The sequence below is a fragment of the Collinsella provencensis genome (assembly GCF_900199705.1).
GTDB lineage: Bacteria > Actinomycetota > Coriobacteriia > Coriobacteriales > Coriobacteriaceae > Collinsella > Collinsella provencensis.
The window spans coordinates 966,655-993,643 of the sequence record NZ_LT904908.1 but is presented as its reverse complement, the minus strand read 5'-3'; the positions used below and the strand labels follow the sequence as shown (position 1 = coordinate 993,643).

Sequence of the window (26,989 nt, the reverse complement as noted above, 5' to 3'; positions counted from 1 at the left end):
ATGTTCGCAAACGGCGTGAAATGGAATCCTAAATGAACAAAAAAGCCGATTTTGAACAATAGCTATCTGATTTAAGGGGTTAATTTTGCAAAAAATCGATATTTACACAATAGATGTTTGACACAGATGTCTTGCGCGCAAAAAGCGCGAATTTGCACAATAGGGTCTCAGCAGAAGTGTTCAGTGTTCAAAAACTCGTTAAACAAAACGTCCGCCAACGAAACTATTGTTCGTCAGCGGACGCTTGAATACGTCTATGTATGAGTGAGCGTGCCTAGCGCACCTGTGCGACGTAGGCAACGTTCGTCGAGGAAATCTTGCCCTCGAGCTGGACACTCATGCGGGGATCGCCAGCGGTGGCAACAGTCAGGTCGCCCTTTTTGACGAAACCGAGCTCCTTAGCGGTTTCGACAGCCTTCACAATCGTGCCGTTGACGGTGCCCTGCGTGATCTCGGCCTGACGGGGGATAACGCCCCAGTACATAAGCATCTGCTGGACTGCCCACTGATGGCGGGAGAACGCGCAGATGGGCATATTCGGACGGAAGTGCGAAATCAGACGCGCGGTGCGGCCCGTGGTGGTGGGCACGGTGATGCACTTGGCGCCAACGGCGGTTGCCATCTGAACGGCGGACATACCCACAACGTTGTTGACGATGCGCGTGCCATGTGCGCCTGCGGGCATCTTGAGGTCGGCGTGATCTGCCATGTGCTTCTCAGTTTCGATGGCGATGGACGCCTGCATCTTGACAGCCTCGACCGGGTACATGCCGGCCGCGGATTCTCCGGAGAGCATGACCGCATCGGTGCCGTCGAGGATGGCGTTCGCGACGTCGGTGACCTCGGCGCGCGTGGGGCGCGGGTTGTGCTGCATGGAGTCGAGCATCTGCGTCGCGGTGATGACGGGCTTGTACGCCGCATTGCACTTGGCGATGATTTCCTTCTGAATATGCGGTACGAGCTCAGGCGCAACCTCAATGCCCAGGTCACCGCGGGCGACCATGATGCCGTCAGACGCCTCGAGGATCTCATCGAACTTCTCGACGCCGAGCGCGCACTCGATCTTGGGGAAAATCGTGACGTGCTCGGCGCCGTTGTTGCGGCAGAGTTCGCGGATTTCCTCGACGGCCTTGCCGTTGCGGATGAAGGACGCGGCGATGTAGTCAATGCCCTGAGTAAGGCCAAAGAGGATGTCGGCGCGGTCGCGCTCGGTGACGGCGGGCAGTGAAATGTCGACGTTCGGGATGTTGACGCCCTTGCGCTCGCCGATAAAGCCGCTGTTCATAACCGTGCAATGCATGTCCTTGCCATCAACGGATTCGACCTCAAGGCCAACAAGGCCGTCGTCGATCAAGATGACGGAGCCCGCGGCAGCCTCGTGCGGGAGCTTTTCATAGTCGAGCGAGATGTGGGAGGCGTTGCCCAGCCAGTCCTCGGACGTGGTCTGAGCGGTTACGATGATCTTGTCACCAGCGTGGACCTCGACCTTTTCGTGGTTCTCGAGCAGACCCGTGCGCACCTCAGGACCCTTGGTGTCGAGCAGGATGCCAATGGGCCTTCCGACCTTCTCTGCACAACGACGGACGCGCGTAATACGCTCGGTGTGCTCCTCGTACGAGCCGTGGGAAAAATTAAAGCGAGCGATATTCATGCCCGCTTTAATCATTTCGCAGATTGTTTCTTCGTCGTCACAGGCAGGGCCCATGGTGCATACAATTTTCGTGCGCTTCTGTTCGTGCTTCATTCAGACCTCCATCTGATCGTTGCTGAGCGCCTTTCTTTCTCCATATTGTAGCGAAATGCAACCCCGTTTGCCGATATTTTTTGACTTTATACCGATGAAACGTTTCATTTGGCTTGATTTATTGCTTGCGTTTTGTATAGCGATGCAATTAATTGAAAGGGGTACTGATAGAAACACGTGCTCTGACCACTCGCTGAGATTAATCCACACCTGACGGGTACGATGGAATTTCCCCTACGGCGGTATGTATAATCGTTTTGAGAAGCGTGTATGTTGTAGCGCTTCAACCGAAGGGGATGATTCCATGATTTGCGACGGACTAAACGTAATTGAACGCTATCGCGGACTCTACAAAGGGCTCGACGCGCTTATCGATTGGCTTGCGGAGCACGATTCCGCGGAGCTGCCCGTTGGGTCAAATGAAATCGATGGCGCTCGTGTCTTTGCCAACGTCATGGAGGCGCACACGCGTCAGCCTGAGGATGCGCAGTTCGAGGCGCATAAAAAGTATATGGACGTGCAGATCGACCTTGAAGGCACGGAGGCGTTCAAGACGATTCCTGGCAAGCTTGCATGGGACGAGCAGGAAGAAGATGACTTCTTGCTCGAGTCGGCAGACATGGCCGATGCTATTGATGGCGTGCTCGGTCGCGGACGCTTTGTGATCTTCACAATCGGCGAGCCGCATATGCCCACGCTTGTTGCTCCTGGTGAGGAAGCCGGTCCGGTCAAGAAGATCTGCTTCAAGGTCGTGGGCGATCAGTTCTGGGATGAGGTCTAGCAGCGAAACACGGTTTAACTTACAACGACACAGCAGGATTGAGTTGCGGCGGCTGCACGGGCCGCCGCGATTTTTTTAAGATCGCGGGACAATGCTGCTGTGGATGGGTCCACAAGTTCGCCCGCATCTGTGACAACCTGTGGATTTCCGCTTGGAAGCAACGACAACTCAAGAGTATCTAGTTAAACGAACGGCCCGTATGGGGTACCATAGATACTTGTTGTTCAACGCTGCCCTGCATGGCAGTCTTGATGAGCCCTTGCCCTGTCTCCTGGGGAATTATTATCGGGCATCAATCTGCGGGGTAGCCTAACCCAGGAGGTAGTGCCAAGTGGAAAAAGAGTACTTAGCTTCGGCTGAGGAGGTGCTCGAGGACCAGTCCACGAGCGCTGAAGAGGGCCTGACTGTTGCCGAGGCGCAAAAGCGTCTGGCGAGCTTCGGCCCCAACAAGCTTGATGAGGAGAAGAAGACGCCGTTGTGGATCCGCTTCTTCCAGCAGATGGCGGACCCCATGGTCATCATGTTGCTCGTTGCGGCAGTCATCTCTGCTGTGACTGGCATGATCCAGGGAGAGTCCGAGTGGGCTGACGTCGTCATCATCATGACGGTCGTTATTATCAACTCCGCGCTCGGCGTGATTCAGGAAGCCAAATCCGAGGAGGCCCTCGAGGCGCTCCAGGAAATGAGCGCCGCACAGTCCAAGGTCATGCGCGGCGGCAAACTCGAGCATCTTGCCAGCTCCGAGCTGGTGCCCGGCGACGTGGTCCTGCTTGAGGCCGGCGACTCCGTTCCTGCGGACTGCCGCGTGCTCGAGAGCGCTTCCATGAAGATTGAAGAGGCCGCCCTCACTGGCGAGTCCGTGCCGGTTGAGAAGCATGCCAATGCAATCGTACTGGCCGACGGCGCAGATGACGTGCCGCTGGGCGACCGCAAGAACATGTGCTACATGGGCTCCACTGTGGTGTACGGCCGCGGCCGCGCCGTGGTTTGCGGCACGGGCATGAACACCGAGATGGGCAAGATCGCCGGCGCTCTCAACGACGCCAAGGAAGAGCTCACGCCGCTTCAGATGAAGCTCGCCGAGCTCTCCAAGATCCTGACCGTCATGGTTATCGTGATCTGCCTGGTTATCTTCGGCGTTGACATCCTGCGCGCGGGCATCGGCAACGTTGCCGCTGAGCCGCAGATGCTGCTCGACACCTTCATGGTCGCCGTGTCCCTGGCCGTTGCCGCCATTCCCGAGGGCCTGGTCGCCGTGGTGACCATCGTTCTTTCCATCGGCGTGACCAAGATGGCCAAGCGCCAGGCGATCATCCGCAACCTGTCCGCCGTCGAGACGCTTGGCTGCACGCAGGTCATTTGCTCCGACAAGACGGGTACCCTTACCCAGAACAAGATGACGGTCGTCAAGCACGAGCTCGCTGCTCCCGAGGACAAGCTCCTCGCCGGCATGGCGCTGTGCTCCGATGCCAAATGGGATGAGGCGGCTGGCGAGGCCATCGGCGAGCCCACCGAGTGCGCGTTGGTAAACGACGCTGCGCAGGCCGGTATGAAGACTCTTGACGCCGAGTACACACGCGTGGGCGAGGCACCGTTCGATTCCGGCCGCAAGATGATGTCCGTCGTGGTCAAGGCTGCCGACGGTACGCTTGTGCAGTACACCAAGGGTGCTCCCGACGTCGTTTTGGGACTTTGCACCAAGATTTACGAGAACGGCGCGGTCGTAGAGCTGACCGCCGAGCGCCGCGAGCAGCTGGTTGCCGCGAACAAGGCCATGGCCGACCAGGCCCTGCGCGTGCTCGCGCTTGCTTGCCGCGACCATGCCGAGCTCCCGGGAGATTTTGCTCCTGAGTCCCTCGAGCATGACCTCGTGTTCTGCGGCCTTTCCGGCATGATTGACCCCGAGCGTCCTGAGGTTGCTCCCGCAATCGTCGAGGCCCACGGCGCCGGCATCCGCACCATCATGATTACGGGCGACCACATCGACACCGCTGTGGCTATTGCCAAAAACCTCGGCATCATTGAGGATCGCAGCCAGGCCATCACCGGCGCTGAGATCGACAAACTCTCCGATGAGGAGCTCGACGCGCAGATTGAGAACTTCGGCGTGTATGCGCGCGTTCAGCCTGAGCACAAGACGCGTATCGTCGAGGCGTGGAAGTCCAAGGACAAGATTGTCGCTATGACTGGCGACGGCGTGAACGACGCTCCGTCCATCAAGCATGCCAACATCGGCATCGGCATGGGTATCACCGGCACCGACGTCACCAAGGGTGTGGCGGACATGGTGCTTGCCGACGACAACTTCGCCACCATCATTCACGCGTGCGAAGAGGGCCGTCGCATCTACGACAACATCCGCAAGGTCATCCAGTTCCTGCTGTCCGCAAACCTTGCCGAGGTGTTCTCGGTGTTTGCGGCCACGCTCATGGGCTTTACTCTGTTCCAGCCTATCCAGCTGCTGTGGGTCAACCTTGTGACCGACTGTTTCCCCGCGCTGGCGCTCGGCATGGAAGAAGCCGAGGGCGACGTGATGAAGCGCAAACCGCGCAACGCCACTGATGGCGTGTTTGCCGACAACATGGGTCTCGACACCGTGATCCAGGGCATCATCATCACCGTGCTGGTGCTTGCGAGCTTCATGTGCGGTGTGTACTTCGACCTGGGTACGATCGACCTCACGGCACTCGGTTCCTCGCTTGCCGACGAAGAGGGCGTCATGATGGCGTTTATCACGCTCAACATGGTCGAGATCTTCCACTGCTTCAACATGCGCAGCCGCCGTGCCTCCATCTTCCACATGAAGAAGCAGAACAAGTGGCTGTGGGCCGCCGCCGTGCTGGCTCTTATCTTGACACTCATTGTGGTCGAGTTCGATCCGCTGGCCGAGATTTTCTTCGGCGTCGAGGCGCTCGAGCCCAAGGGCATGATTACGGCCCTCGTGCTCGGCTTCATGATCATTCCGCTGGTTGAGATCTACAAGGCCATCATGCGCAGCGTTGAGAAGAACCAAGCGTAAGGGATCTCGTGGCTGACGTCTCAGATTACATTCCGAGCTTTGGAGACCTGCGTGCTACGTGCGCGCAGGTCTCTGCGTTTGAAGCGGCGCGTGCCGAGCTTATCGCTGCGGGCGATGTTCCCGCTGAGGATATCGAGCTGGGTTGCGTGGTGCGCCTCGACCGCGGTTTTCCGCTGGTTGCCACTGCTTCGGGGCTGTGTTTTCGTGCTGAGCATGCGGTCGATTTTGCCAAGGGCAAACGCAAGAAGCGTGGCGGTGCTGCCGCTCGCGGTGCCGACTCCGCTTTGAAGCGCAAGGGATCGCGTAAGGGCAAGGGCGTTGTTGCGGCCCGTGACGCGGAGGATGCTGCCTCTGCACGCGCGGCGGTTGATGAGCAGATGCTTCCATGCGTGGGGGACTTCGTTGTTGTGCGCGTGCCGTCAACGCACGATATGGGTGTGATCTTGCGCGTTCTGCCGCGCCGCAGCTCATTTGAGCGTTGGCGGGGCAAAAACCGCGGTGAGCGCCAGGTTTTGGCGGCTAACGTGGACGTGATTTTTATCGTCCAGCCGCTGGGTGCCGATCATGCCGCACTGCCGATTATGCGTGACCGTGTGGCGCGCTCGTTGGTGCTTGCGCGCGATTGTGGCGCTGAGCCCGTGGTGATGCTCACGAAGGCCGACCGCTGCCCCGAAAGCGAGGTTGCCGAGGTCATCGACGACCTGCAACGACTCGTTGGTCCGGGCGTTCGCGTGATTGCCACGTCGTCGCGTGAGGGCCGCGGTATGGATGAGGTGCGCGCCTGCGTTCCGCGCGGTATATGCGCCATGATTTTGGGCGAGTCCGGAGCGGGGAAATCCACGCTGCTCAATACCTTGTTGGGCGTTGAAGCGCTTGAGACGAATGATGTGCGTGAACGTGATGACGCGGGCCGTCATACCACGGTGGCGCGCATTATGGTCGCGCTGCCCGGTCCTTGCGGTGTGATTGCCGATTGCCCCGGCTTGCGCTCACTGCCTTTGGTGGGGCATGAGCGTGGACTTGCGCGTGCATTCCCCGAAATCGTCGAGGCATCGCATGCGTGCCGCTTTAACGACTGCACGCATACACACGAGCCGGGTTGTGCCGTGCTCGAAGGCGTTGAAGAAGGCGAAATCGAGCAGGTGCGCGTGGAGGCATTTCTTGCCCTTGCCCGCGAGATGCGCGTGAGCGCCCAGAGCCTTGATCCAGACATCCATTTGCCATAATCGCTGCTACATAGCTTGTTTTGAAAACCGTTCTCCACCGGAGGGCGGTTTTTTTCTTATCTGAATCCGGGGCGTTCGGACTTCAATCCCCCTTCTATCTAAAACCCGTTTCCAGCCGGTGTTGGGGAGTTGACCAGGTCATGGTCCACTTTCTTGTTTTCATTCCCTTGGCATTCCCGCGCGCCAGCACAATTGAAGTGCGCACCGGTTTGCGATCAAGGGAGGGGCCGTGAAGCGAAGGAAACGATTGGCACTGAGCGCACTTGCTGGCTTTGCTGCCGCGGCGATAGCCCTGATGGCGATCGGGGACGTACGGGCAGAAGCTGCCCGAGTTGAGCAGGAGGTGCTCGCGCGCTACGGGGGAGACTTGACGTCGGTATGCGTTGCGACGCGCGACATCGATCCGGGAGAGAAGATCGACGAGGGAAACGTAGAGGTAGTGGAGTGGGTGTCGAGCATGCTGCCGGTTGACGCGGTGACGTCGCTCAAAGATGCCGTTGGAAAGATCTCGACCTCGCGAATACCAGCGGGAGCGCCTCTCAGCTCGGTTTATTTTGAACGGCGCGAAAGCGCTTTGGAAATACCGCACGGAAAGGTGGCGGTGAGCGTTGCGAGCGATGCCGAGCATGCGGTTGGCGGTGTGCTCGAGCGCGGGGAGATCGTGGATATTTACCTCTCGCGTGACGCGCTTGCCGACAGGTTGACCCAGGCCGAGGTTCTCAATACGAGCGCATTGGCAACCGGAGGAGGCGACGTGAGTTGGGTAGTACTTGCGGTCGATCAAGGGGCGGTAAAGGAGCTCCTTACCGCGGCGTCTCAGGGAATGGTGTGGCTCGTTATCCCAAATGTTGAAAGCGAAACGAGAGATGAAGGGGACACCGAGGAGGGTGTCGAGGGGGATGTCGTCGGTCAAGATGCCAATGAATCTGAGGATGGGCAGGTGGGTTCGAGTTTCCCGGGAGCTAGCGATGCCGATTTGGGTGCGTCGCCTGACGAGAGCGAGTCGGACGTGTCGTGAAGGATTGTTCTGCACATGTGACGAGTGATGAGGGACGAGGGGCATAGACGATGGGCGATATTTGGCTGATTTGGTGTGAGGATGCGGCGTACCGTCGGATACGCCAGGAGGTCAGGGAGCGATATGGTGCGCAACGCATTATTCGACTGCACGACGAAGATCGTGTCGCAGCTCTGCTTGCTGGCTTTTCGGATGAACGTTTGTTTGCGGCAGTGGGCGTACATGCAGGAGTGGATGACTCTTTGCGCACGGACCGTATGTTGAGGGCGCTTTCGAGTTTGGATGGCGTTGTGGAACTACTGGCATGCGTGTCCAAGCTCGATGCGGGCGTTGTGGCACGTTGTTTTGACGCGGGAGCAACAGAAGTCATAGCGGTGGGAGAGGCTGATACCTCAGGAGATAAACGTGCGGGGGCAAGCATAGTCGAAGAGGAATGCGTTTTAGGCGTTCAAAGCGAAGGAACGCATTACAGCCCTTCCACCTGCGAGGACTTTTGGGAGGAAGCAGATATTCCTTGGGAGGAAGTGCCACCTTGGGATGAGTGTATGGGCGAAGAGCGGGAGTCATGCCCGCGGATGCATGAGAAAACAACTGATGTGAACGAGGATGGGGGCGCTTGTTCGGAAGGATGGCAACGTTGGCTCGACTCTGAGAGGGCTGCCGATCAAACGGGGAGTCTGGCCCAAGAAGCACCTGGAGAGCATTCAGGCGCGCCGATGATTACGGTCATTTCGGGCAGGGGAGGAGTGGGCAAAACGACGTTGGTGACTGCCATGGCGGCGTATGCGGCCCATGCCGGACTTCGTGCCGCGGTTCTCGACCTTGATTTGATGTTCGGTAATGCCTGGGAGCTGATGGGAGCAGCGGGATTTCGCGGTATTGAGGGCGTGGGCCTACATGCCGACGAACGGGGCTTGGCAGAGCGCGACATTGAGGATGCTGCCATGCGCATCGGGCCTGGATTGACGTTGTGGGGACCATGCGAGCGCCCTGAACAGGCGGAGTGTTGTGCGGATTCAATTGAACGGCTGGTCGACGTATTGCGGGAGGTTGCCGACGTGATCTTCGTCGACACTTCGGGACAGTGGGGTGATGCGGTTGCGATGGCAGTTGCAAAGTGCGATCGATGCTTGGTTTTGGGTGGGCCAGGGACCTCTTTGGCATCTTCTGGCAAACGCGCGGTTTCTTTGGCGACTCGATTGGGGGTTTCGCATACGCGCATGACGTGTGTGGTCAATCGTTTTGGAGCACATGATTGCAATGAGGAGCGCGCGCTTTCGTTTGAAATGGCGACGGCATTGCACTCGCGTGTTCGCATTGCAGACGGTGGGGATGAAGTGCAAAACATGCTCGCATTTGGCAAGGTGAACAGTTTGATGGAGGGCCCGAGCGCGTTTGCAAAAGACGTCCGTCTCCTCACCGCTTCGCTGCTGCAGGAGTTGGGTTGCCCCAACGCACAATGGCTTCTTGAGGAAGAGCATAAGCGCGCTGGTGGAGATAATCGTTTGCGGTTGCGCTTGCCGTGGAAACGCAGGGCGAGTGATGCCCTATGAGCTTGCATGATCGCATTGCGGAGGCTCAGGTTGAACAGAGGGAGACGGAAGGGTTTTCAGATTTCGGTGGGCCTGTCAACGAACGGAGGATTGCCCAGGTATGTGATCAAGCCAAGCATTCGCTTTTCGAGCGAGTGGGATTTGCAGAAATTGCGCGCATTACCTCGGCATATGACGCTCCACACGCTCGAGAGGAATTGCTCCCCGCATTAGAAGCGGCTCTGAACACCGATGTGCAGGCGCATCTTTCGGCGGAGGAGCGACGGCGTGTTTTTGAGGTGGTGTTGAACGACATTGCAGGGCTGGGACCGCTGCAACCTCTTTTGGAAGATGACAGCGTGACGGAAATCATGGTTAACGGCAAAGATTCGACGTTTGTGGAACGAGAGGGTGTGCTCGAAGGACTCGGGAGTTTGTTCGATACCGATGAGCAGATACGCATTGCGATTGATCGAATCATTTCCCCCTTGGGAAGACGTGTGGACGAGCGCAGCCCTATGGTCAACGCCCGTTTACCAAGCGGATATCGCGTCAATGCGGTGATTCCTCCCATTGCCCTCGATGGCCCGACGCTGACTATTCGCAAGTTTTCCGATCGCATCAGCTCGTTGGACCATTTGGTCCGCTTGGGGTCATTGCCACCGTGGTATGCGACATTGCTCTCGTTTGCGGTTCGGCTCAGACAAGATTTGGCAGTTGCGGGAGGTACTGGCTCGGGCAAGACCACGCTGCTGAACGCGCTCTCATGCGAAATACCTGTTGGTGAGCGCATCGTGACCATCGAGGATTCGGCCGAACTCAAGTTTACGCAGCATCCACATGTGGTTCGTCTTGAGGCACGAGAAGCTTCGATTGAGGGCGAAGGGGCGGTGAGCATCCACGATTTGGTGGTTAACGCGCTGCGAATGCGCCCCGATCGCATCGTGGTGGGCGAGGTTCGCAATCGCGAGGCGATTGACATGATAGACGCCATGAACACGGGACACGACGGGTCGCTCACAACGCTCCATGCAGGAAGTGCCGAAGAGACGATTGTTCGTCTGACGCTTCTTGCTCGGTACGGCGTTGACCTTTCGAGCGATTTGATTGAGGACCAGATTGCCATGGCTCTCGACGGAATCGTGATGTCCGTACGCATGCCAGGCGGTGCGCGATATGTGTCTTCTTATACGGGGGTTACTCGACGCGCTGGAGGCGGTGTTGACTTGGAGGAATACGTTTCATTCGATGCGGCGAGCGCCACGTGGTCGCTCGTTCGGGAACCGCCGTTTATCAGTGAGGCCCTACGGCTTGGTGCACTTGGGGAGGAGGAGGTTGAACAATGGAGGCGCTCGTGTCCGGATGCGTAGGGACGCTTTGCGCGATGAGCGCGAATTTGCTACTTGTCGCGATTGCCGAGGGCGAAATCGCTACCTGGAAAAGTGCGTTGCAAGAGAGGTATGTGCATGCACGCGATGCGGTACTCAATGAGTTTTTGCGTCTAGAGAAGATCGCCTCAGAGCATGGGATCGTTTCACCACGACTGCGTGCTCGTCGAAATCGGATTGAGAGACTTTTGCCCGAGGCGTTTGGGACGTTGGCGATTTCTTTGGGTTCGGGACTCTCGCTGACGCAGGCGATTCGGTATGCGGGAGTTCACGCGGAAGAGCCGATTCGGTCGGAGTTTTTGCATGCGGCTTCGGAGATGGACTGCGGGGTTTCGGCGACAGGGGCATTGAATGGATTGGTTGAGCGCATGCAGGCTCCGGGTCTGGAGCTCGTGGTGCTGGCGCTCAATGTGTCTCGTCGTACGGGTGCGCCATTGGCTGGCTTGTTAGCCGAGGCGGCGCAACTTGCAAGTGACCGTGTCGAATTGTCTCGTAAGTTGGATGTCAAAACTTCGCAAGCTCGCATGTCGGCACGGCTTGTTTCGTGTATGCCGGTGGGGATGATTACGTTCCTCTCGCTCTTATCAGGTGATTTTAGGGCAGGTGTTGCCACGGTTGCGGGCATGACCTCAATCGTCGTCGCCCTCGCGTTCAATGTGGTTGCGGGAGTGATTATCCATCGCATTATGCAGGTGAGGCTCTAATGGACGCTGTGCTTGAGGGCCTCTTTGATGTTATGGAAGTGCGAAAGGTGTCCGTCGCGCTTGCGTCTCAGTTGGCGTTGATGGGCGTTTTGACTGCTGGATGCATTTGGCTGCTCTTGGGATGGGATCGCGAGGACGCGCTGAAGTCCATGCGCTCAGTGGCGCGGTTGATCAGGCAAGAAGCGGAGCTTTTGGTTCGAGCACTGTCCCAACTTGTTGAAAAAGCTACGAAATCTTTGGGGTTGTTTCGTGCCGACGATTCGCGCGTGAGACTGGGAGATGTGTCGGAGATGATTGATATTGTGCGATTGGGTTTGAAAGCGGGTCTTTCGTTTGATGCGGCTTTGGGCCTGTATTGCGAGGGACGCCTATGCCGATTATCCGAGGCGATGGCAGAAGCACGCTTGTCTTGGCAGACGGGTTTGATGCCACGTGAGCGCAGCTTGCTCAATGTGGCGCAGGAGCTGGGGGTAAAGCCGCTTGAGCCATTTGCGGTTGCGGTGTCCCAATCGTTGGAGCTGGGAGCTCCACTCGCCGACACGCTCGAAGCACAGGGCAAAGAGATTAGGGCGGCACATCGAGCGGAAGTGGAGCGGCAGATTGAGCGGGCACCCGTCAAGTTGCTGATTCCCACGGGCACGTTGATTTTGCCCGCGCTGCTGCTTTCTATTGTTGGGCCGCTGGTTGCTGCCGGCGGCATGATGTAAGGAGGAAACATGCAAGATTTGATGGTTTACGTGAATGAAGTGATGGAAGAGATTCGAGGGCGCTGTGCCGGTGTTTTTTGTTCAGCTTTAAGCGTTGGGTGTGAGGAGTCGGCTCAGGGAACGACCGAGTACGCAATTCTCGTCGGCGTGTTGGTTGTAATCGCAATTGTGGCAATCGTGGCGTTTCGCGATCGTGTGAGTGAGCTGTGGGATGCGATTTCCTCGGGAATCAACAGCCTGTGAGTATGAGGAGCGCGGGTGTTTGGCAGCGCTGGAAAACGCGCATCGCCCCATTTCTTTGCTTTGCGGTAGTTCTAGTTTTGCTGTTTGCGATGTATGGAGAAGGAGATCCCGCCTCGCGCGAGAGAGGGGAAGGCGCTGCAGAAGATCGCGTTGAGAGCTCGTTGCACGGCGAATCGAATGAGTCGAATGAACGGATGCAACATGTCGTGAACAGCATTGCCGGAGCAGAGAGCGGAGAGGTTGAGCAGAGTTCTCTCGACACGTTTTTGGACGATTTGGCTCGGCTGTCGCGTTCTGAAGACGGCGCGGAAGGTGTTGTTGCGGTTGTTTGGACTGAACGCGATGCGTTGCCTGTTGCTGCCGAGCGTGTGCTTGATTCGTATCGGGATGCGGGGGGCGTGAAGCTGGTTTCAGCGGGATACGTTGACATGAAGGGGAGGGTATGGGCGGCGCTTTTACAGGGCGAGGGCGCATGGGTTGACGTAGTGGCGGTATCTACGGACGACGATGCGGTAAGTGAGGTGCGTATAGCACGATTGATTGGCGAGGGGGATATGGGGTGATGCTGCGTGAGTTGCGAGCGGCGTGCCATGTGGGTCAAAGCGAGGAATGCGCACAGGCAACAGTTGAATACGCCGTGGTTGTCATTGCGATGCTCTCGATTGTTGTGGGCTGTGCGGCAGTGTGGCGAGCGGGTACGTCGGGTATTTTTGCCGAGATTGCACAAGAGGCGGCATCGCACGCACTTGGTGCGGCGGGAGCGATTGACATCTCACTGTATTGACGCCCTCACCGAGAACGATGCCCAGGCAACTATAGAGGCAGCGTTTTTGCTTCCGACGTTTTTGCTGTTGATGCTGCTTGCGTTACAGCCGGTATGCATGTTGTATACGCGCGCGGTAATGGAATCTACCGCAGCCGAGACCGCACGATTGATGGTGACGGCGGAAGGCGATGAAGATGAGCCGTATCGCGATTTTGCATTGCGACGTTTAACTGCCATACCGAATGTCTCGATTTTCCATGCGGGAGGTTGGCGTAGTTGGGACATCGAGTTGGTGCGTTCAAGTGATACGGGAGGCGCCGTGAGCGTTTCGATTGAGGGGTTCGTGCGTCCACTTCCTGTATTGGGTGCATTTGCGGGGGCTTTTGGTGAGACGAATGGCCAGGGCGATGTTCGCATGCGAGCTGAAGTTGCATATGAGGGGAGACCCGCATGGCTGGAGGAAGGCTATGAGTCGTGGATTGCGCAATGGGGCTAGTTGGCAAGGGCGCATGGTGTGTGAGGCTTGCATGGCGAAAGAGGGAAAAGGGCGACACGTGAAGGGGTGCCGCGAGAAGGGCCGCGAGCAGTGGGGCGTCGGTCTATTTATCGAGGATGGAGCGTATACGACAATTGCTTCCGCCGTCACTATGTTAATGGCCCTTACACTGGTTTTTTCTGCTTCGTTGGCGATTTGGAGTGCGGGTCGTTCCGCTGATGTTCAGGTGAGCGCCGATGCAACCGCGCTGGCGGGCGCAAATGTTGTTTCTTCGTACCATACGGCGGCAACAGTGGTGGATGCGTGTTCGCTGAGTATGGGGTTGGCGGGGTTTGCCATGGCAGGTGTCGGTCTTGTGGGGACTTTGGTGCCCGGGGCACAGGACCTTGCCGGAAAAACTTTGGATGCCGGCATTCGCATGCTACGCCTGCGCAACCAATTTGTATCTTCCGCTTCAGAAGGGCTGCAAAAACTCGAGCAGGCGATTCCTTTTTTAGTTGCCGCTCAGGGGACGCGTGCCTGTGATGCACAGGATGCCGGGCGGATTGACTATAGCGGCACAGCGATCGCGCTGCCCCGAACCTCTGCGTCTGAGTTCCCGGCAATTGAAGAGGACCAGATTGACGTTTCCGAACTGGAGGGTGCAAGCGACGAGCTTGAGGCTGCGGCGGAAGACCTTGCCGAAGCATCCAAAGAAACGGCTCGGGCAAAGGAAGCAGCTTGGCTTGCCGATTGTGGCCGCAAGGGAATGGACATGCAAGAACGCGCGGGAAAGCTTTCGGGTATTTCGGCGGAAGACAATCCTGTTTTCGCGTCGAGCTTGACATGGGATCCAAATGTCGCTCTTGATCGGACGCGCGCCTATTACCGTTGGCGTTTAGAACACGATACTTCTCAGGGGTCGGGTGTTGAAGCTCGTGCTGACGCGGCTGCTCGTCATGCATTTTACGGATATGCGGTTGACCAGTTCGAAAATGCCCATGTTGCGGAGCGTGATGGAATCGTCGTGTCGAATGTAGAGCTGCTTCCCAAAAACACCGCTGAGGTACGCGGGACGCGGCTTTACACCGATACTGTATGGCCATCGACCTTTGAACCCGAAGGACTTACGCTTCATTTTGATTCGAGTTGTCCAGGAGTTCGCGGTTCCGCGGGGGCAAAGTTGGCGCTGTCTTCGATTGATGCGGGCATGGCGCGCGAGTGTCCAGTGTGCCACTTTAGCGTGGGCGATGTGGGGAAGGTCCCAGCCGCCTCGACATCGATCGATAATGGGTTTGAGTATCACTTGCGCGAGTTTACGCAGGCACTTGATGAGTATGTGGCTGCGCGGAATTACGAGCTCGAACTTGAACGGCAGGCAAAAGAAGAGGCCGAGCAGGCGGGCGACGTGTTTGAAGACGCGATTCAAGCCTTGTCGGGCAAGCGCCCCCGTATCGCTCCTCCGGGAAGAAACGGATGCATCGCGCTTGTCGCGGCAGATGAGCTTGAGCCCCCGGAGAGTTTGAAAACGGCGTTCTCGGCGGGAAAGGACGTTCCGCGTCGTGGAGCTATTTCCGCAGCGGTTCTCGCTCCTGAGCAGGCGTCGGAAGAAAACAATGTGCTTTCACGTTTTTGTAGTGGTTTGGAAGAGCGCGTGGGAAGCGGCGGCGCGGCGGGGCTCATTGACGGCGTTATGGATCTATGGGGAAAGCTTCTAGTTGCGTACGGGGACATGGCCGATGGTTTGAGCGAGATTTTTGATGAGCTGACAGGGGGCCTTGAGTCATTTGGGATGGGGCCTTTGGCCGAGTGGATGAGGGGTCGATTACAGGGCGTCGTACGCGGGCTTGGGTTTGAGCAGGTTGACCTGAGACTGCGGAAGCCAGTTTTAACGGACAGCTCGAATGTGTTCGAGCATTCGGATATGGCCGGATTTGCCGATGCACAGAAGCTGTTGAGAAAGATACCGACAGGCTTATCCGACCCTGCCGCTTTGCTTGAGGCAGTTGGTTATGGAGTGGATTCCTATGTCCAATCACTTGAAATAACGCTCGTCGAGATTCCTTTGCCCGGAGGCGGTTCAATTCCGCTCACGGTTCGGCTGCGTGATGTGACGGGTGCATGGGGGAAGGGGTAATGGCCGTGGGAAGCGGTGCGCGCACGTGTGGAGTCATTGCCGAGGAGCGTGCACAGGCAACGGTTGAGATGGCTGTTGTGACTCCGGTTCTGCTCGTGATGGCGCTCATCGTTTACAACTTGATGGTCTTTGCTTCCGCGACTGCGCGCTTTGATCGAATTGCCCCAGATATCGTTTTGGCGCATGGTGTCGCGCCGTCAGGAGATGGTGATGAAGGGACGGGGGTGACCGCCGCCTCGATTCAGGGGGAGATTGCTGAAGCGATGGGAGATTACGACGTGGAGGTCGAGGTTTCGGTGGAACAAGGAAGCGAACAGACGGAAGGCCTTTTGTCATTGGTGGGGGCGATGCGTTCGTATCGTTGCGAGATGAGGTACCGGCCCTGGCCGAGCAACTGGTCGATTGCGGGCGTTTCTTTGGGCGCGCCGTTGGAGTTGGCGCATGTGCGAGACGTTGTTGTTGACCCGTGGCGATCGGGGGTAGTTGTCTAGGCTGGTTGTTCGGGCGTTTTGGGCCAAAAGACGGGAAGTTCGGGACCCATGTTCGATGGCGGGGCTGCGTCCGATGGCGCGGTAAAGAGATGGGGTGGCAAAAGGATGGGAAGGAAGTTGGGAGTTAAGGGCTCAACGGTAAGGAGCGCATTATCGAGTCTTGGCTGGAGCGGAAGGTTGCTGTGGGCGGATGGGTTTTGGAGTCGTTTACTTGGCATGATGATTGAGCCACCATGCAATGAAACGGGGATTCCGCCCGTAATGGTTTTGCCAAGGTGCAAGTCAGTTCATACCTGCGGAATGCGGTATTCCTTAGACATAGCGTTTGTCGATCGAGATGGTGCGGTTCTCTCTACGTATGAAGAGGTAAAACCGTGGAGAGTTTTGTTTAATCCTCATGCGAGCTTTGTAATTGAGCGCGCCTCGACGTGCGGATGCAAGTAAGTCGTTGTTTTGTTCAAGGGGGTGTGCCCGTAGTGTGTTTTGCAGTTTTGTCTCGATGGGTCGGTATACTAATGCGGCTAAGAATTACGTTGCACCGTGCGGTGTTGCGCACGCACCAGGAGATTGACCTATGCAAGACACCTTGGACCTTTTTGGGGAAAATGCCGAGCCGATGGCGCCTCAGCCCGTTCCAGAGCCGGATCTCGTGCCGCTCGATGTGTACGACGCTCCGTCGCTGCCTGTAGATCAGGTTAAGACCTCTTCGATTGATATCGATTCTCTCAATCCCGCCCAACGCGAGGCGGTGCTCACAACGGAAGGGCCTTTGCTGGTACTCGCCGGCGCGGGTTCGGGCAAGACGCGCGTTTTGACGTATCGCATTGCGCATATGATCGCCGACCTGGGCGTTCGCCCGTGGCAGGTGCTTGCCATTACTTTTACCAATAAGGCAGCGGCAGAGATGCGTGAGCGTTTGGGCGCTTTACTGCCCAACGGGGGCACGCGCGGCATGTGGGTTTGTACATTCCACGCCATGTGCGTGCGCATGCTGCGCGAAGATGCAGATTTGTTGGGATACACCAGCCAGTTCAGCATCTATGACGATGATGATTCGCGCCGTATGGTTCGCGACATCATGTCCTCGCTCGGCATTGAGCAAAAGCAATTCCCCATCAACATGATTCGCTCGAAGATTTCGGCGGCGAAAAACGCGATGATCGGGCCCGAGGAGTTTATCGAACAGGCGAACACCGACCAGGCACGTAAGGCGGGACAGGTGTATCTGGAACTCGAGCGTCGTTTGCGAGCTGCCAATGCCATGGACTTCGATGACCTGCTTGTGCGTGCCCTTGAGCTCTTGCGCAAGCGTCCAGAAGTGCTCGAAAAATATCAGGAGCGCTTCCGTTATATTTCGGTGGACGAATATCAGGACACGAACCACGTTCAATACGAGATTGCTAATTTGCTTGCGGCGAAATACCAGAATCTCATGGTGGTGGGCGACGACGATCAATCCATCTATTCGTGGCGCGGTGCTGACATCTCCAATATCCTCGACTTTGAGGAGGATTTTCCCAAGGCAAAGGTGGTCAAGCTCGAGGAGAACTATCGTTCCACCGGGCACATTTTGGCTGCGGCAAATGCGGTCGTGCGCCATAACTCGCAGCGTAAGGACAAGAAGCTGTACACGAGCTCGGGCGACGGCGAGAAGATTCAGGCATATCAGGCGAGCGATGAACGCGATGAGGGCAGGTGGATTGCCTCCGAGATTGAGAAGCTTCACCTGGGCGGCATGAGTTATGACGACATGGCGGTGTTCTATCGCACCAATGCACAGTCGCGTATTCTCGAAGATATGTTCTTGCGCGCGGGCGTTCCCTACAAGATCGTGGGCGGCACACGATTCTTCGATCGTGCGGAGATTCGCGATGTGATGGCATATCTCAAGATGATCGTAAATCCTGCCGACGAAATGAGCGTCAAGCGCGTTATCAACACGCCTCGTCGCGGCATCGGTTCGACCTCGATTACAAAAATCGATCAACTTGCCCTTATGAATCGCTGCTCGTTTTTCCAGGCATGTGAAATCGCGACGGCAGAGACGGGCATGTTTACCGCGAAGGTTCGCAACGCCCTGGCTGATTTTGTGAACATTGTTCGCGAGGGTCGTCGTATGGACGGTGAGCTCAAAGACGTCGTTGAGACGATTGTCGATAAGACGGGATTGGTCCAGACGTTCCGCTCCGAGGCAACGATGGAGGCGGAAAGCCGTGCGGAGAACGTCCAGGAATTCCTGGGTGTCGCCGCTGAATTTGAGGAGACGCACGAGGATATCGAGGGAACGCTTGAAAGCCTGGCTGAATTGCGTGAAGCCGGTGTTGTTCGTGCATCCGAGGAACCCTCTTTGCCGCAATCTGGGGAGTCTGCTTCAGCTAACCTCATGACTGAAGGCGCCGCCCTACCATCTTCTGCTGCGGCGATTATGGCTGCAGAAATTGAGCGCACGTATGGACCGCTTGCCTGTAAGGCGCTTCCCGCCCTGCTCGAATGGCTTGCCCTGCGCTCCGATCTTGACGCACTTGCAGGTGAGTCGCACGCCATCACGATGATGACCGTTCACTCTGCCAAGGGCCTGGAGTTTCCAGCGGTCTTTGTGGCTGGCATGGAAGAGAGCATTTTCCCACACGGCGCAAATTGGTCCGACGATCCGGCGAAAATCGAAGAAGAACGTCGTTTGGCGTACGTTGCGATCACACGTGCCCGCAAGCGGTTGTTCCTCACTTATGCGGCAACGCGCCGAACCTTTGGTTCCACCCAGGCGAACCCTCGCTCTCGCTTTGTAAACGAAATCCCCGATGCTGACATCGAGTTTTCCGGAATCGGTTCTTCGGGATTCTCCGGCACTGGTTGGGAAAAGCGCGGCGATCGCCGCGGTACCTTTGGTTCGGGCCAGGGTTCTGATATGTATGGAGGTCGCGTATTCGGTTCGTATACGCGCTCGACCCCCGGCACCCAGCGTCGTACGTCGATTAGCCCCAACGCGGGGCGCCAGCCCGCAGCGAATGAATCGATGTCCTCGCGACCCAAAAAAACAAGCGCATCGGCTACGGTCGAGCGTACGCGTGACGTCGCTGCAGCTTCGACGGAGTTCGTGGCGGGAGATCGCGTGAGCCACAAGACATTTGGCGCAGGTACGGTCGTCTCTGCTTCGGGCGACATGATCGAGGTCCAGTTCGAGCGCAGCGGTCAAACCAAAAAACTCATGAAGGGCTTTGCGCCCATCGTGAAATTGGCGTAACAGCGCAGGGCCTGCGTTTTGTTCGACGTGTGCCATCTGGTGTCTTTCGAACAAAGCGGCGCACTCATACCGGCAATCGACGCGCCGTCCCCACGCGTCGTCTGACATCTTTCGAACAAGGAAGGCAAGCGGGGCAGAGCGCGATACGCCCTCGCTTCAAAGAGCGAGCGCGGCATCCATTTGAAAGCGACCATTGAAATGTGCGATAGGTAGCCATATCGCACATCCCTTTCTGCTAGAGTTAAACATTACTAAAAACGCTGAGCGGAGAAAAATCGTGCAAAATAAGCTGACATCCCAACAATCCCTATTCGTGGGTGTGACCCTGTTCTCCATGTTCTTCGGCGCGGGAAACCTTATCTTGCCCCCGTTGCTTGGTTTGAAGGCTGGCGTTGACACCGTACCGGCTATGGCGGGCTTTCTCATTACGGGCATCGGTCTGCCCATGCTGGGCATCATTGCGGTGGGCTTGGCGGGAACGGCGCGCAATCTTGCCGGACGTGTTCACCCCCTGTTCGCCCACGTGTTCGTTGCGGCGGTGTATCTGGCGATTGGCCCATGCCTTGCTATCCCGCGTACGTCCTCGACCTCGTTTGAAATGCTGCAGCCCCTGCTTCCTGCAGGCATATCGCTCGAGACGGCTCGCTTGGCATTTTCGGTGATTTTCTTTGTGGCTGCGTACCTGCTTGCGTTGCATCCCAACGCGCTGACCAAGCTGCTTGGACGTATTACTGGTCCCGCTCTTATTGCGTTAATCGTGTTTGTGGTTGCGGGCTCGCTCGTTAACCCAGGTGGTTCTCCCACACCTGTACAGGCGCCGTACAACAATATGCCTGTAATCCAGGGCTTCCTCGTCGGCTATCAGACCATGGACTTGCTTGCCTCGCTGACATTTGGCATTGTGATTGCCGCAAACATTCGCGAACTCGGTGTAACTGGTGAGTCGGGTCTTACGCGCGAGGTTTCGCGTGCGGGTGTTTTTGCCGGCGTGCTCATGGGCGTGATTTATTGCGGATTGGCGTACGTGGGCGTCACGATGGCGGAGAGCATGCCTGAGGCAACGAATGGTGCTGCTATTTTGACTGCTGCCGCCACTGCGCATTACGGTTTGATTGGCACCGTGGCAGTTGCCGTCATTTTCTTGCTTGCGTGCCTGAACGTGTGTATCGGTCTTATCAGCTGCTGCGGCACGTACTTTGCCGACGAGTTCAAGTTCATGCCGTATCGCGCTTGGGCCCTGGTATTTGCCGCGTTTTCCTGCGTGGTATCCAACTTCGGCCTTGACGCTATCCTTACCTTCTCGGTGCCGCTACTCAATGCGTTGTATCCCATGGCGATCGTGCTGGTCATTATGGGTGCTCTGCACAAGCTCTGCGATCGTTTCCTTCTTGTATGGCCCTTGACCGTGGGCATTACGGGCGCGGTGAGCGTGGTTACCGCCGTTCGCGACGCGTTTTTCCCGCATGTGAATCTGGTGTTCGACATCATTCCGCTGGCAGAGATCGGTATGGGCTGGGTGTTGCCCGCCCTTTTCGGCTTGCTGGTCGGTTTCTGTTTGTCGCTTGCAAAGAAAGATCGTTCCTAAGGAGGGCACATGGCTGAGAACAGTCTTTACTACATCGGTATCGATGTGGGCGGTACGTCCGTCAAGGAAGGCTTGTTCGACGAAGAGGGGAACTTGCTGGGCAAGGTAAGCGTTCCCACGCCACCGCTTACCGACGAGGCGGGTTTTGCCGCGGTGACCAACGGAATTGAGCAGCTCATGGCGGCCGCTCAGCAGTCCATGCTCTTTGTTCGCGGCATTGGTTTGGCGGTTCCGTGCCCCGTTCCGGCAAGCGGCCTCATTACCATGGCAGCCAACATCACCATTGATCCAACGGGGCTCAAAGAAGCCATCGAGGAGCGTTGCCCTCATGCAACGGTTCGATATGTCAACGATGCGAATGCTGCCGCCATGGGCGAGCTTTGGCGCGGTTCTGCCGAGGGACATCGAAGCATGGTGATGGTGACCATCGGAACGGGCCTTGGCGGCGGCGTGGTTTTGAATGGCGATGTGGTTGACGGTGCGTTTGGCGCCGGTGGAGAAATCGGTCACATCCGCGTCAATCCCGACGAGACGCGTATCTGTGGCTGCGGGCTGCGTGGCTGCTTGGAGCAGTACGCATCTGCTACGGGTGTGGTGAACAATTACCTGCTCGAATGCGAGGCACGCGGTGTTGAGCCGCTCGAATTGACGGGTCCGAGCGATTCGCTCACGGTCTTCAATGCCTGCCGCGCAGGTGATGAGGTGGCACGTGCGGCCATCGATACCATGGTTGAGTATCTGTCGCGCGGCCTGCAGATCGTTTCCGCCGTTGTCGACCCCGAGGTCTATGTGCTTGGCGGTGGTACCTCGGCCTCCGCCGACCTGTTCCTCGAGCAACTTTGCGATCGCTACGCCGCGCGCGCCTTCCCTGCGAGTGCCAACACGCCCATTGAGGTTGCAAAGCTCGGCAACGATGCGGGCATCTTCGGCGCTGCGTATGTGGCGCTCCGCTCTGTTGTGCGCGAGGCGTAAAAGCTCTCAAGCGCGTATGCGCAAGAGGGCCAGTAGCTAAAAGGGTTTATAGCTCGCAGAACATGGGCTCCATGTGATTGAACGTGCAGAACTGGGAATAGCCCAGCGCGCGTACACGGTCGTGGACTTCGGGGATGTGGGCGCCCAAATGCTTGGGTTTGTGCGAATCGCTGCCAAAGGTGAGGATGCGCCCGCCCAAGTCACGGTAGAGGCGCAGGATTTCCGTACTCGGCTGCAGGTCGGGCAGACCGTAGCGGAACGACGACGTGTTGACTTCGATGCCCTTTCCCTTGCGAATGACGCACTTGAGGATTTCTGCGACGATGTCGCGCGTGTTGCTGTCGGGCCAAATACCTGCGGGATCGTAGCGCTTAATGAGGTCGAGATGGCCAAGCACCGACCAATTGTCAAAGTGCTCCGCCACATAGAGCATCTCTTCGTAGTATGCCATGTTGTATTCGGCTTGCGTGCGCCCCTTTTGGAAGTCTCCGGACCAAAACTCCTGGTCGTCCACTTGATGGATGGATAGGATGATGAAATCCCACACGCTGGCATAGCGCTCGAACAGCGCGTTGAACTGTTCGAGGGTATGGGACTGTGCTCCAAATTCCATGCCCGTACGTACAACGAGATTGGGTGCAAACTGCTCACGCATTTGCTCGATGCGGGGGAAGTAGTGCTTATAATCCACGTTTGTAACGGGGATGCCGTTCTCGATGCGCACGCCCTTCATGTCGCTCGGGATGTTATCGAAATCGGGTTTTACACCGTAATCCACATGATCGGTGAAGCAAAGCTCGGTGATTCCCAGTTCACATGCGTGTGCGCAAACTTCATCCATGGGATAGCTTGAGTCATCGGAAAACTCGCTGTGAACGTGGTAATCAGCAAGCATGGACCGCTCCTAACGTATAAAGCTCCGCGCCTGTAAAGTGTCAATGGGCGATGCGTTGCGGTAACGGGTTCTGGTCGAAATGTTGACGGCAATCATGATAACGCGCCCGTATGCCGCCAACGGTTTGGTTCGTGCTACGATGGTTCGCACGATAATACCTTCAAAAGGGAGGAACCCCATGAGCAACGTGTTGGTCTTTGGCCATCAAAACCCCGATAACGACGCAATCATGTCTGCCGTTGTGCTGTCTCAGCTGCTTAATCAGCTCGAGTACGCTGGCAACACCTATACCGCTTGCTGCCTTGGCCCGCTGCCCGCAGAGTCTGCCAAGCTTCTTGAGGACAACGGCGTTGCCGCCCCTCAGCTCATCGAGGCGATTGAGCCTGCGGCCGAAGGCGAGGAGGCCCAGAAGGTCGTGCTGACCGACCACAACGAGCCCGGCCAGTCCGTTGCCGGTCTTGAGAATGCCGTGATTGCAGGCGTTGTCGACCATCACCGTTTTGGCAACTTCACCACTGCCGCCCCGCTTCACATCGTTGCACTGCCTTGGGGCTCTTCGTGCTCCATTGTTGCCAAGCTTTTCGACATCATGGGCGTGGAGCCTACCGACACCCAGGCCAAGCTGCTGCTCTCTGCCATGATGACCGATACCCTCATGCTCAAGAGCCCCACCACCACCGCTGTTGACGCCGTGATCGCCAAGAAGCTCGGCGATCAGATCGGTGTCGATCCGGTCAGGTTCGGCATGGAGGTCTTCCTTACCCGTCCGTCCGGCTCGTTCACTGCCGAGCAGATGGTGGGCAACGACATCAAGATGTTTGACGTTGCGGGCAAGAAACTCCTTATTGGCCAGTATGAGACGGTGGACAAGAGCCGTGCTCTCGGCATGATCCCCGAGATCCGCGAGGCCATGCGCGCTTACCAGGCCGAGAAGAAGGCCGACGGCATCGTTCTGTGCCTGACCGACATCATGGAGGAGGGCTCCCAGGTCCTGCTCGAGGGCGATACCGCTTCCGCGCAGAAGGGCCTCAACATCGCCGACGAGGCTGACGGCGTGTGGATGCCCGGTGTCCTTTCCCGTAAGAAGCAGGTTGCCGCTCCGATTCTTGCTGCCAACTAAACACATGGTCGCAAGGCGCTGTTGTCTTGCCATGTCTTGCATTCGCTTTGCAAAAGCCAACGGCTCGCATCACGTACATGGTGCGAGCCGTTTTTGTAAGGCAACTTACGGGGCAGTGCGAGGCGTGGGGCAAGCGTTCTCTAATTCGACGCCTTGCCGGCGGCCTTCTTTCCAGGCTTCTTCTTGCATACGATTGACATGTGAACCATGCCCAGGATTGCAGCGGTAACGGATGCCGCCAGGATGGCTGCCTTGGCGGCGAGCACTTCGAACGGCGCGGCGGGGAATGCCAGGCCCGAAATCAGGATGGACATGGTAAAGCCGATGCCGCCAAGCAGACCGACGCCGACGATGTGGGCCATCGTCACGTTGCGCGGCAGCTTACAGACTTTCGTCTTGACCAAGATAAAGGTTATTCCCACGATGCCAATGGGCTTGCCGAGCACCATGCCAAAGTACGTGCCGAGTGCCACAGGGTCGAGCAAGAGCTGCATGAGGTCGATATCAACCAAGCGAACCTGTGCGTTCACAAATGCGAACAGCGGCAGAATGAAGAAGTTTACAAGCGTGGAAATCATGCGCTCCAAACGAGTGATTGGGGGAGAGACGCGATGCATGACGCGCTCAACTTCCACGGCGGCATGCGTGAAATCGTGCTGGCCCAGAACGTGAACGTCCTCGTCGTAGGTATCGGCAAGTTCGGTTTCGCGGTCGTTGAGCCAGTCGGTTAGATTGCTCAAGCGCATGCCGCTTTTTGACGGAATGCAGAATGCCAAAATCACACCCGCGAGCGTGGCGTGCACGCCGCTTTGGTACAGGCAGAACCACAGGATCAGGCCCTGGACCATGTAGGGTGCAAGGCGATAGCGCTGCGAGAGATTGAGGCCCACGAGCAGGAGAACGACCACGCCCGCCGCGATGAGCCACTCGATTTTGGGGCTCTGACCATAGAAAATGGCGATGGCGGCAATGGATACCAGGTCGTCGGCGATGGCGAGTGTGGAGAAGAAGACGCGAACGCCCGAAGGAACGCGGTTTCCCAGCAGCGCCAAAACGCCGAGGGCAAAGGCGATGTCGGTTGCCATGGGGATGGCCCAGCCGTTAATCGCGCCGCCCTTGTTGAGGAATGCGTAGATGCAGGCGGGAGCCACCACGCCACCGACAGCGGCGAGCATGGGCAAAAGCGCCTGGCGTGGGCGCCTCAGCTCTCCCACGGTCATCTCGTATTTGAGCTCGATGCCCACCAGCAGGAAGAAAATCGCCATGAGGAAGTCGTTGACGAACGCTTCGAAGCTCATGGATGCCACGAAATCGCCAAATCCGATTGAGACAGGGCTCATCAGGAAATGATGGATGGCCTCATAGGCATCGGTATTTGCGCAGATTACCGCGGCGACAGCGGCGATTACCATGACGGCGGCGGAAATGATGCCGTTTTCGGTGATGCTTTCTCTAATGTCGCGCCGTTCGAGCTGCTTGCGCTGGGCTTCGGGGAAAATTTGATTACGTGCGTCCATGCAACCTCCAACATGCGTGAAGAAAGCGGTTCGGGTCACGAACGTGATGCGAACCGCTTCAGTATCAGATAAAACAAGTGCTCGATTTATAGTACCCGCAGGGAATATTTCCCGATAACGAGCGCGGGTGCGGCTACAGACCGAATGCACAATTGCCTGCACCCAAAGGGACGGCAGACTGCACGGCCCGAGGGTGCGGTGTGTTGCCCGATCCAAAGCGGGTGTGGGCTACTTAGTCCAAAGGGGCGCGTCCGGTCCAAAGCTCGAGAACCCAAAGGGACGGGCCGGCTATTCCACGATGCCGTACGTGGCCCCCCACCCGTGCGCCGCAAGCGCGGAGTTGATTTGATCGCATAAGCGCACGCGGTCATATTCCCCCGAAGGCACAAGATTTACGATTTCAATCATATCGGGCGAGAGGTCGAGCACTTCTGCCTGGACAATCAAATCGAGGCGATCGACGATTTTACGGTCTGCAAATAGTCCATCGATCAGGCGCTGCAGGTCGTTGAACTCTTCGGAAAATGCATGGTTAGGTTGCATGATGACCTCCTAGTCCCACGCCGAGCGAATGCGGTCGATGACGGCATCCATGGTGGCGTCGATGTTGTCGCGTTTGAGTTCGCATTCCCAAATGGTAATCGCAGTCCAGCCGAGCTGCTCGAGTTCCCCGAGCGCACGCTTATCGCGTTCCACGTTGCGCCTAAATTTAGCTTCCCAAAACGATACGTTTTTCTTGGGCATGCTGGGATTGCAATGGGGGCATCGATGCCAGTAGCAGCCGTTGACGAAAATGGCGATCTTGCGTCCGGGGAAGGCGATATCCGGACGACCCGGCGCCTTTGCCCAGTCAAGGCGATACCCCGTATACCCCGCCTCGCGCAGGCGTTTGCGTACGAGCAACTCGGGCTTGGTGTTCTTGCGTTTGTTTCCCTGCATGGATTTGCGTACTGCCGCGCGTCGCCGCACCAGTTTCGTCTTTGCCTCATCAATGCTCGGGGCATCTTCACCCTCGGTTTCATCGAGTCCCTCAAGTACGTTGACGAGCTCGACATCAGCGGGCATCCATTCGAGCGTGGCGAGAGAGGAGCGATGGACCCAACGCAGTTCACGTTGCTTGTCGTTGCGCTGAGGTTCGTCCGAGTTCTCGTCAAGGTTGCAAAAGAAGCAGTTCATGGAGAGATGAAACTCGGGGTAGTCGTATTCCAGCGTGTAAAAATCCTGCAGGTTGGTGATGCTCACTTGGAGCTCTTCGCGCAGTTCACGCGCACATGCCTCGGCTGCAGTCTCGCCCGATTCGATTTTCCCACCGGGGAATTCCCACATGCCGTCCATGTCTCCATAGCCGCGTTGCGCGGCGAGCAGTTCTTCCTGCCCGTCGCTTCCGTCACGTTGGATAATTCCCGCAGCTACACGCACTGTCTTCAA

Annotated in this window: 24 protein-coding genes; 19 read left to right on the top strand and 5 right to left on the bottom strand. The window is 57.3% G+C overall.

Annotation, left to right across the window (positions count from 1 at the left end; genetic code table 11):
• Positions 1-274: 274 nt before the first annotated feature.
• A complete protein-coding gene (gene pyk, locus C1711_RS04540; RefSeq protein WP_102337987.1) occupies positions 275-1,744 on the bottom strand; it encodes a pyruvate kinase in 1,470 nt (489 codons plus the stop codon).
• 304 nt (positions 1,745-2,048) lie between these two features.
• Here pyk and C1711_RS04535 point away from each other — a divergent pair, with 304 nt between their 5' ends.
• From C1711_RS04535 to C1711_RS04450, 18 genes are all read left to right on the top strand, one after another.
• Positions 2,049-2,525, top strand: coding sequence for a YhcH/YjgK/YiaL family protein (locus C1711_RS04535; protein ID WP_102337986.1), 477 nt, complete (start codon positions 2,049-2,051; stop codon positions 2,523-2,525).
• Between the two features lie 331 nt (positions 2,526-2,856).
• Positions 2,857-5,544 (top strand): cation-translocating P-type ATPase, encoded by a 2,688-nt coding sequence (locus tag C1711_RS04530; protein ID WP_102337985.1) that lies wholly within the window; start codon positions 2,857-2,859, stop codon positions 5,542-5,544.
• Between the two features lie 8 nt (positions 5,545-5,552).
• On the top strand, positions 5,553-6,770 hold the full coding sequence (gene rsgA, locus C1711_RS04525) for a ribosome small subunit-dependent GTPase A (protein WP_199824840.1): 1,218 nt from the start codon (positions 5,553-5,555) through the stop codon (positions 6,768-6,770).
• A gap of 247 nt (positions 6,771-7,017) precedes the next feature.
• Positions 7,018-7,788 carry a Flp pilus assembly protein CpaB gene (cpaB, locus tag C1711_RS04520; RefSeq protein ID WP_234346241.1) on the top strand — a complete coding sequence of 257 codons (771 nt, stop codon included), beginning with the start codon at positions 7,018-7,020 and terminating at the stop codon, positions 7,786-7,788.
• Positions 7,789-8,504: 716 nt separating this feature from the next.
• The gene (locus C1711_RS07850) at positions 8,505-9,341 is read left to right on the top strand and encodes an AAA family ATPase (RefSeq protein ID WP_234346239.1); all 837 of its coding nucleotides are present in this window, start codon (positions 8,505-8,507) and stop codon (positions 9,339-9,341) included.
• Positions 9,338-10,690, top strand: coding sequence for a CpaF family protein (locus C1711_RS04510; protein WP_102337982.1), 1,353 nt, complete (start codon positions 9,338-9,340; stop codon positions 10,688-10,690). The genes C1711_RS07850 and C1711_RS04510 overlap by 4 nt, the downstream gene beginning before the upstream one ends.
• A complete protein-coding gene (locus C1711_RS04505) occupies positions 10,663-11,412 on the top strand; it encodes a type II secretion system F family protein (protein WP_102337981.1) in 750 nt (249 codons plus the stop codon). The genes C1711_RS04510 and C1711_RS04505 overlap by 28 nt, the downstream gene beginning before the upstream one ends.
• Positions 11,412-12,119 carry a type II secretion system F family protein gene (locus tag C1711_RS04500; RefSeq protein ID WP_234346237.1) on the top strand — a complete coding sequence of 236 codons (708 nt, stop codon included), beginning with the start codon at positions 11,412-11,414 and terminating at the stop codon, positions 12,117-12,119. The genes C1711_RS04505 and C1711_RS04500 overlap by 1 nt, the downstream gene beginning before the upstream one ends.
• A gap of 9 nt (positions 12,120-12,128) precedes the next feature.
• Positions 12,129-12,362, top strand: coding sequence for a hypothetical protein (locus C1711_RS04495; RefSeq protein WP_407641522.1), 234 nt, complete (start codon positions 12,129-12,131; stop codon positions 12,360-12,362).
• 206 nt (positions 12,363-12,568) lie between these two features.
• Positions 12,569-12,925, top strand: a complete 357-nt coding sequence (locus C1711_RS07725) for a hypothetical protein (protein ID WP_159060051.1) — start codon at positions 12,569-12,571, stop codon at positions 12,923-12,925.
• Positions 12,922-13,146, top strand: a complete 225-nt coding sequence (locus C1711_RS04485; protein ID WP_407641534.1) for a hypothetical protein — start codon at positions 12,922-12,924, stop codon at positions 13,144-13,146. The genes C1711_RS07725 and C1711_RS04485 overlap by 4 nt, the downstream gene beginning before the upstream one ends.
• Positions 13,112-13,624 (top strand): TadE/TadG family type IV pilus assembly protein, encoded by a 513-nt coding sequence (locus C1711_RS04480; RefSeq protein WP_267892311.1) that lies wholly within the window; start codon positions 13,112-13,114, stop codon positions 13,622-13,624. The genes C1711_RS04485 and C1711_RS04480 overlap by 35 nt, the downstream gene beginning before the upstream one ends.
• Before the next feature lie 31 nt (positions 13,625-13,655).
• Entirely contained in the window at positions 13,656-15,740 is a 2,085-nt protein-coding gene (locus tag C1711_RS04475) for a hypothetical protein (protein WP_102338567.1), read from the top strand.
• The gene (locus C1711_RS04470) at positions 15,740-16,231 is read left to right on the top strand and encodes a hypothetical protein (RefSeq protein ID WP_102337978.1); all 492 of its coding nucleotides are present in this window, start codon (positions 15,740-15,742) and stop codon (positions 16,229-16,231) included. The genes C1711_RS04475 and C1711_RS04470 overlap by 1 nt, the downstream gene beginning before the upstream one ends.
• A 48-nt stretch (positions 16,232-16,279) precedes the next feature.
• Positions 16,280-16,675, top strand: a complete 396-nt coding sequence (locus C1711_RS07970; RefSeq protein WP_102337977.1) for a DUF192 domain-containing protein — start codon at positions 16,280-16,282, stop codon at positions 16,673-16,675.
• A 130-nt stretch (positions 16,676-16,805) separates the two neighbouring features.
• Positions 16,806-19,472, top strand: a complete 2,667-nt coding sequence (locus C1711_RS04460) for an ATP-dependent helicase (RefSeq protein WP_234346231.1) — start codon at positions 16,806-16,808, stop codon at positions 19,470-19,472.
• Between the two features lie 277 nt (positions 19,473-19,749).
• Positions 19,750-21,057, top strand: a complete 1,308-nt coding sequence (brnQ, locus tag C1711_RS04455) for a branched-chain amino acid transport system II carrier protein (RefSeq protein WP_324761442.1) — start codon at positions 19,750-19,752, stop codon at positions 21,055-21,057.
• A gap of 9 nt (positions 21,058-21,066) precedes the next feature.
• Complete coding sequence (locus C1711_RS04450; RefSeq protein ID WP_102337976.1) at positions 21,067-22,029, top strand: ROK family protein; 963 nt, start codon at positions 21,067-21,069, stop codon at positions 22,027-22,029.
• Between the two features lie 46 nt (positions 22,030-22,075).
• Here C1711_RS04450 and C1711_RS04445 read toward each other — a convergent pair whose 3' ends face one another.
• Positions 22,076-22,924, bottom strand: a complete 849-nt coding sequence (locus C1711_RS04445) for a histidinol-phosphatase HisJ family protein (RefSeq protein ID WP_102337975.1) — start codon at positions 22,922-22,924, stop codon at positions 22,076-22,078.
• 178 nt (positions 22,925-23,102) lie between these two features.
• On the opposite strand from C1711_RS04445, the gene C1711_RS04440 reads away from it, so the two are divergent.
• Positions 23,103-24,044 carry a DHH family phosphoesterase gene (locus tag C1711_RS04440; RefSeq protein WP_102337974.1) on the top strand — a complete coding sequence of 314 codons (942 nt, stop codon included), beginning with the start codon at positions 23,103-23,105 and terminating at the stop codon, positions 24,042-24,044.
• A gap of 140 nt (positions 24,045-24,184) precedes the next feature.
• Here C1711_RS04440 and nhaA read toward each other — a convergent pair whose 3' ends face one another.
• From nhaA to vsr, 3 genes are all read right to left on the bottom strand, one after another.
• Complete coding sequence (gene nhaA / locus C1711_RS04435; RefSeq protein ID WP_102337973.1) at positions 24,185-25,561, bottom strand: Na+/H+ antiporter NhaA; 1,377 nt, start codon at positions 25,559-25,561, stop codon at positions 24,185-24,187.
• 288 nt (positions 25,562-25,849) lie between these two features.
• Positions 25,850-26,104 carry a hypothetical protein gene (locus C1711_RS04430; protein ID WP_102337972.1) on the bottom strand — a complete coding sequence of 85 codons (255 nt, stop codon included), beginning with the start codon at positions 26,102-26,104 and terminating at the stop codon, positions 25,850-25,852.
• Between the two features lie 9 nt (positions 26,105-26,113).
• Positions 26,114-26,980, bottom strand: coding sequence for a DNA mismatch endonuclease Vsr (gene vsr, locus C1711_RS04425; protein ID WP_234346365.1), 867 nt, complete (start codon positions 26,978-26,980; stop codon positions 26,114-26,116).
• Between the last annotated feature and the right edge of the window lie 9 nt (positions 26,981-26,989).

Coding starts and splice junctions, on each gene's coding strand:
- pyk (WP_102337987.1), bottom strand. CDS start 1,744: ATGAAGCACGAACAGAAGCGCACGAAAATTGTATGCACCATGGGCCCT.
- C1711_RS04535 (WP_102337986.1), top strand. CDS start 2,049: ATGATTTGCGACGGACTAAACGTAATTGAACGCTATCGCGGACTCTAC.
- C1711_RS07850 (WP_234346239.1), top strand. CDS start 8,505: ATGATTACGGTCATTTCGGGCAGGGGAGGAGTGGGCAAAACGACGTTG.
- C1711_RS04510 (WP_102337982.1), top strand. CDS start 9,338: ATGAGCTTGCATGATCGCATTGCGGAGGCTCAGGTTGAACAGAGGGAG.
- C1711_RS04505 (WP_102337981.1), top strand. CDS start 10,663: ATGGAGGCGCTCGTGTCCGGATGCGTAGGGACGCTTTGCGCGATGAGC.
- C1711_RS04500 (WP_234346237.1), top strand. CDS start 11,412: ATGGACGCTGTGCTTGAGGGCCTCTTTGATGTTATGGAAGTGCGAAAG.
- C1711_RS04495 (WP_407641522.1), top strand. CDS start 12,129: ATGCAAGATTTGATGGTTTACGTGAATGAAGTGATGGAAGAGATTCGA.
- C1711_RS04475 (WP_102338567.1), top strand. CDS start 13,656: ATGGCGAAAGAGGGAAAAGGGCGACACGTGAAGGGGTGCCGCGAGAAG.
- C1711_RS04470 (WP_102337978.1), top strand. CDS start 15,740: ATGGCCGTGGGAAGCGGTGCGCGCACGTGTGGAGTCATTGCCGAGGAG.
- C1711_RS07970 (WP_102337977.1), top strand. CDS start 16,280: ATGTTCGATGGCGGGGCTGCGTCCGATGGCGCGGTAAAGAGATGGGGT.
- C1711_RS04460 (WP_234346231.1), top strand. CDS start 16,806: ATGCAAGACACCTTGGACCTTTTTGGGGAAAATGCCGAGCCGATGGCG.
- C1711_RS04450 (WP_102337976.1), top strand. CDS start 21,067: ATGGCTGAGAACAGTCTTTACTACATCGGTATCGATGTGGGCGGTACG.
- C1711_RS04445 (WP_102337975.1), bottom strand. CDS start 22,924: ATGCTTGCTGATTACCACGTTCACAGCGAGTTTTCCGATGACTCAAGC.
- C1711_RS04440 (WP_102337974.1), top strand. CDS start 23,103: ATGAGCAACGTGTTGGTCTTTGGCCATCAAAACCCCGATAACGACGCA.
- nhaA (WP_102337973.1), bottom strand. CDS start 25,561: ATGGACGCACGTAATCAAATTTTCCCCGAAGCCCAGCGCAAGCAGCTC.
- C1711_RS04430 (WP_102337972.1), bottom strand. CDS start 26,104: ATGCAACCTAACCATGCATTTTCCGAAGAGTTCAACGACCTGCAGCGC.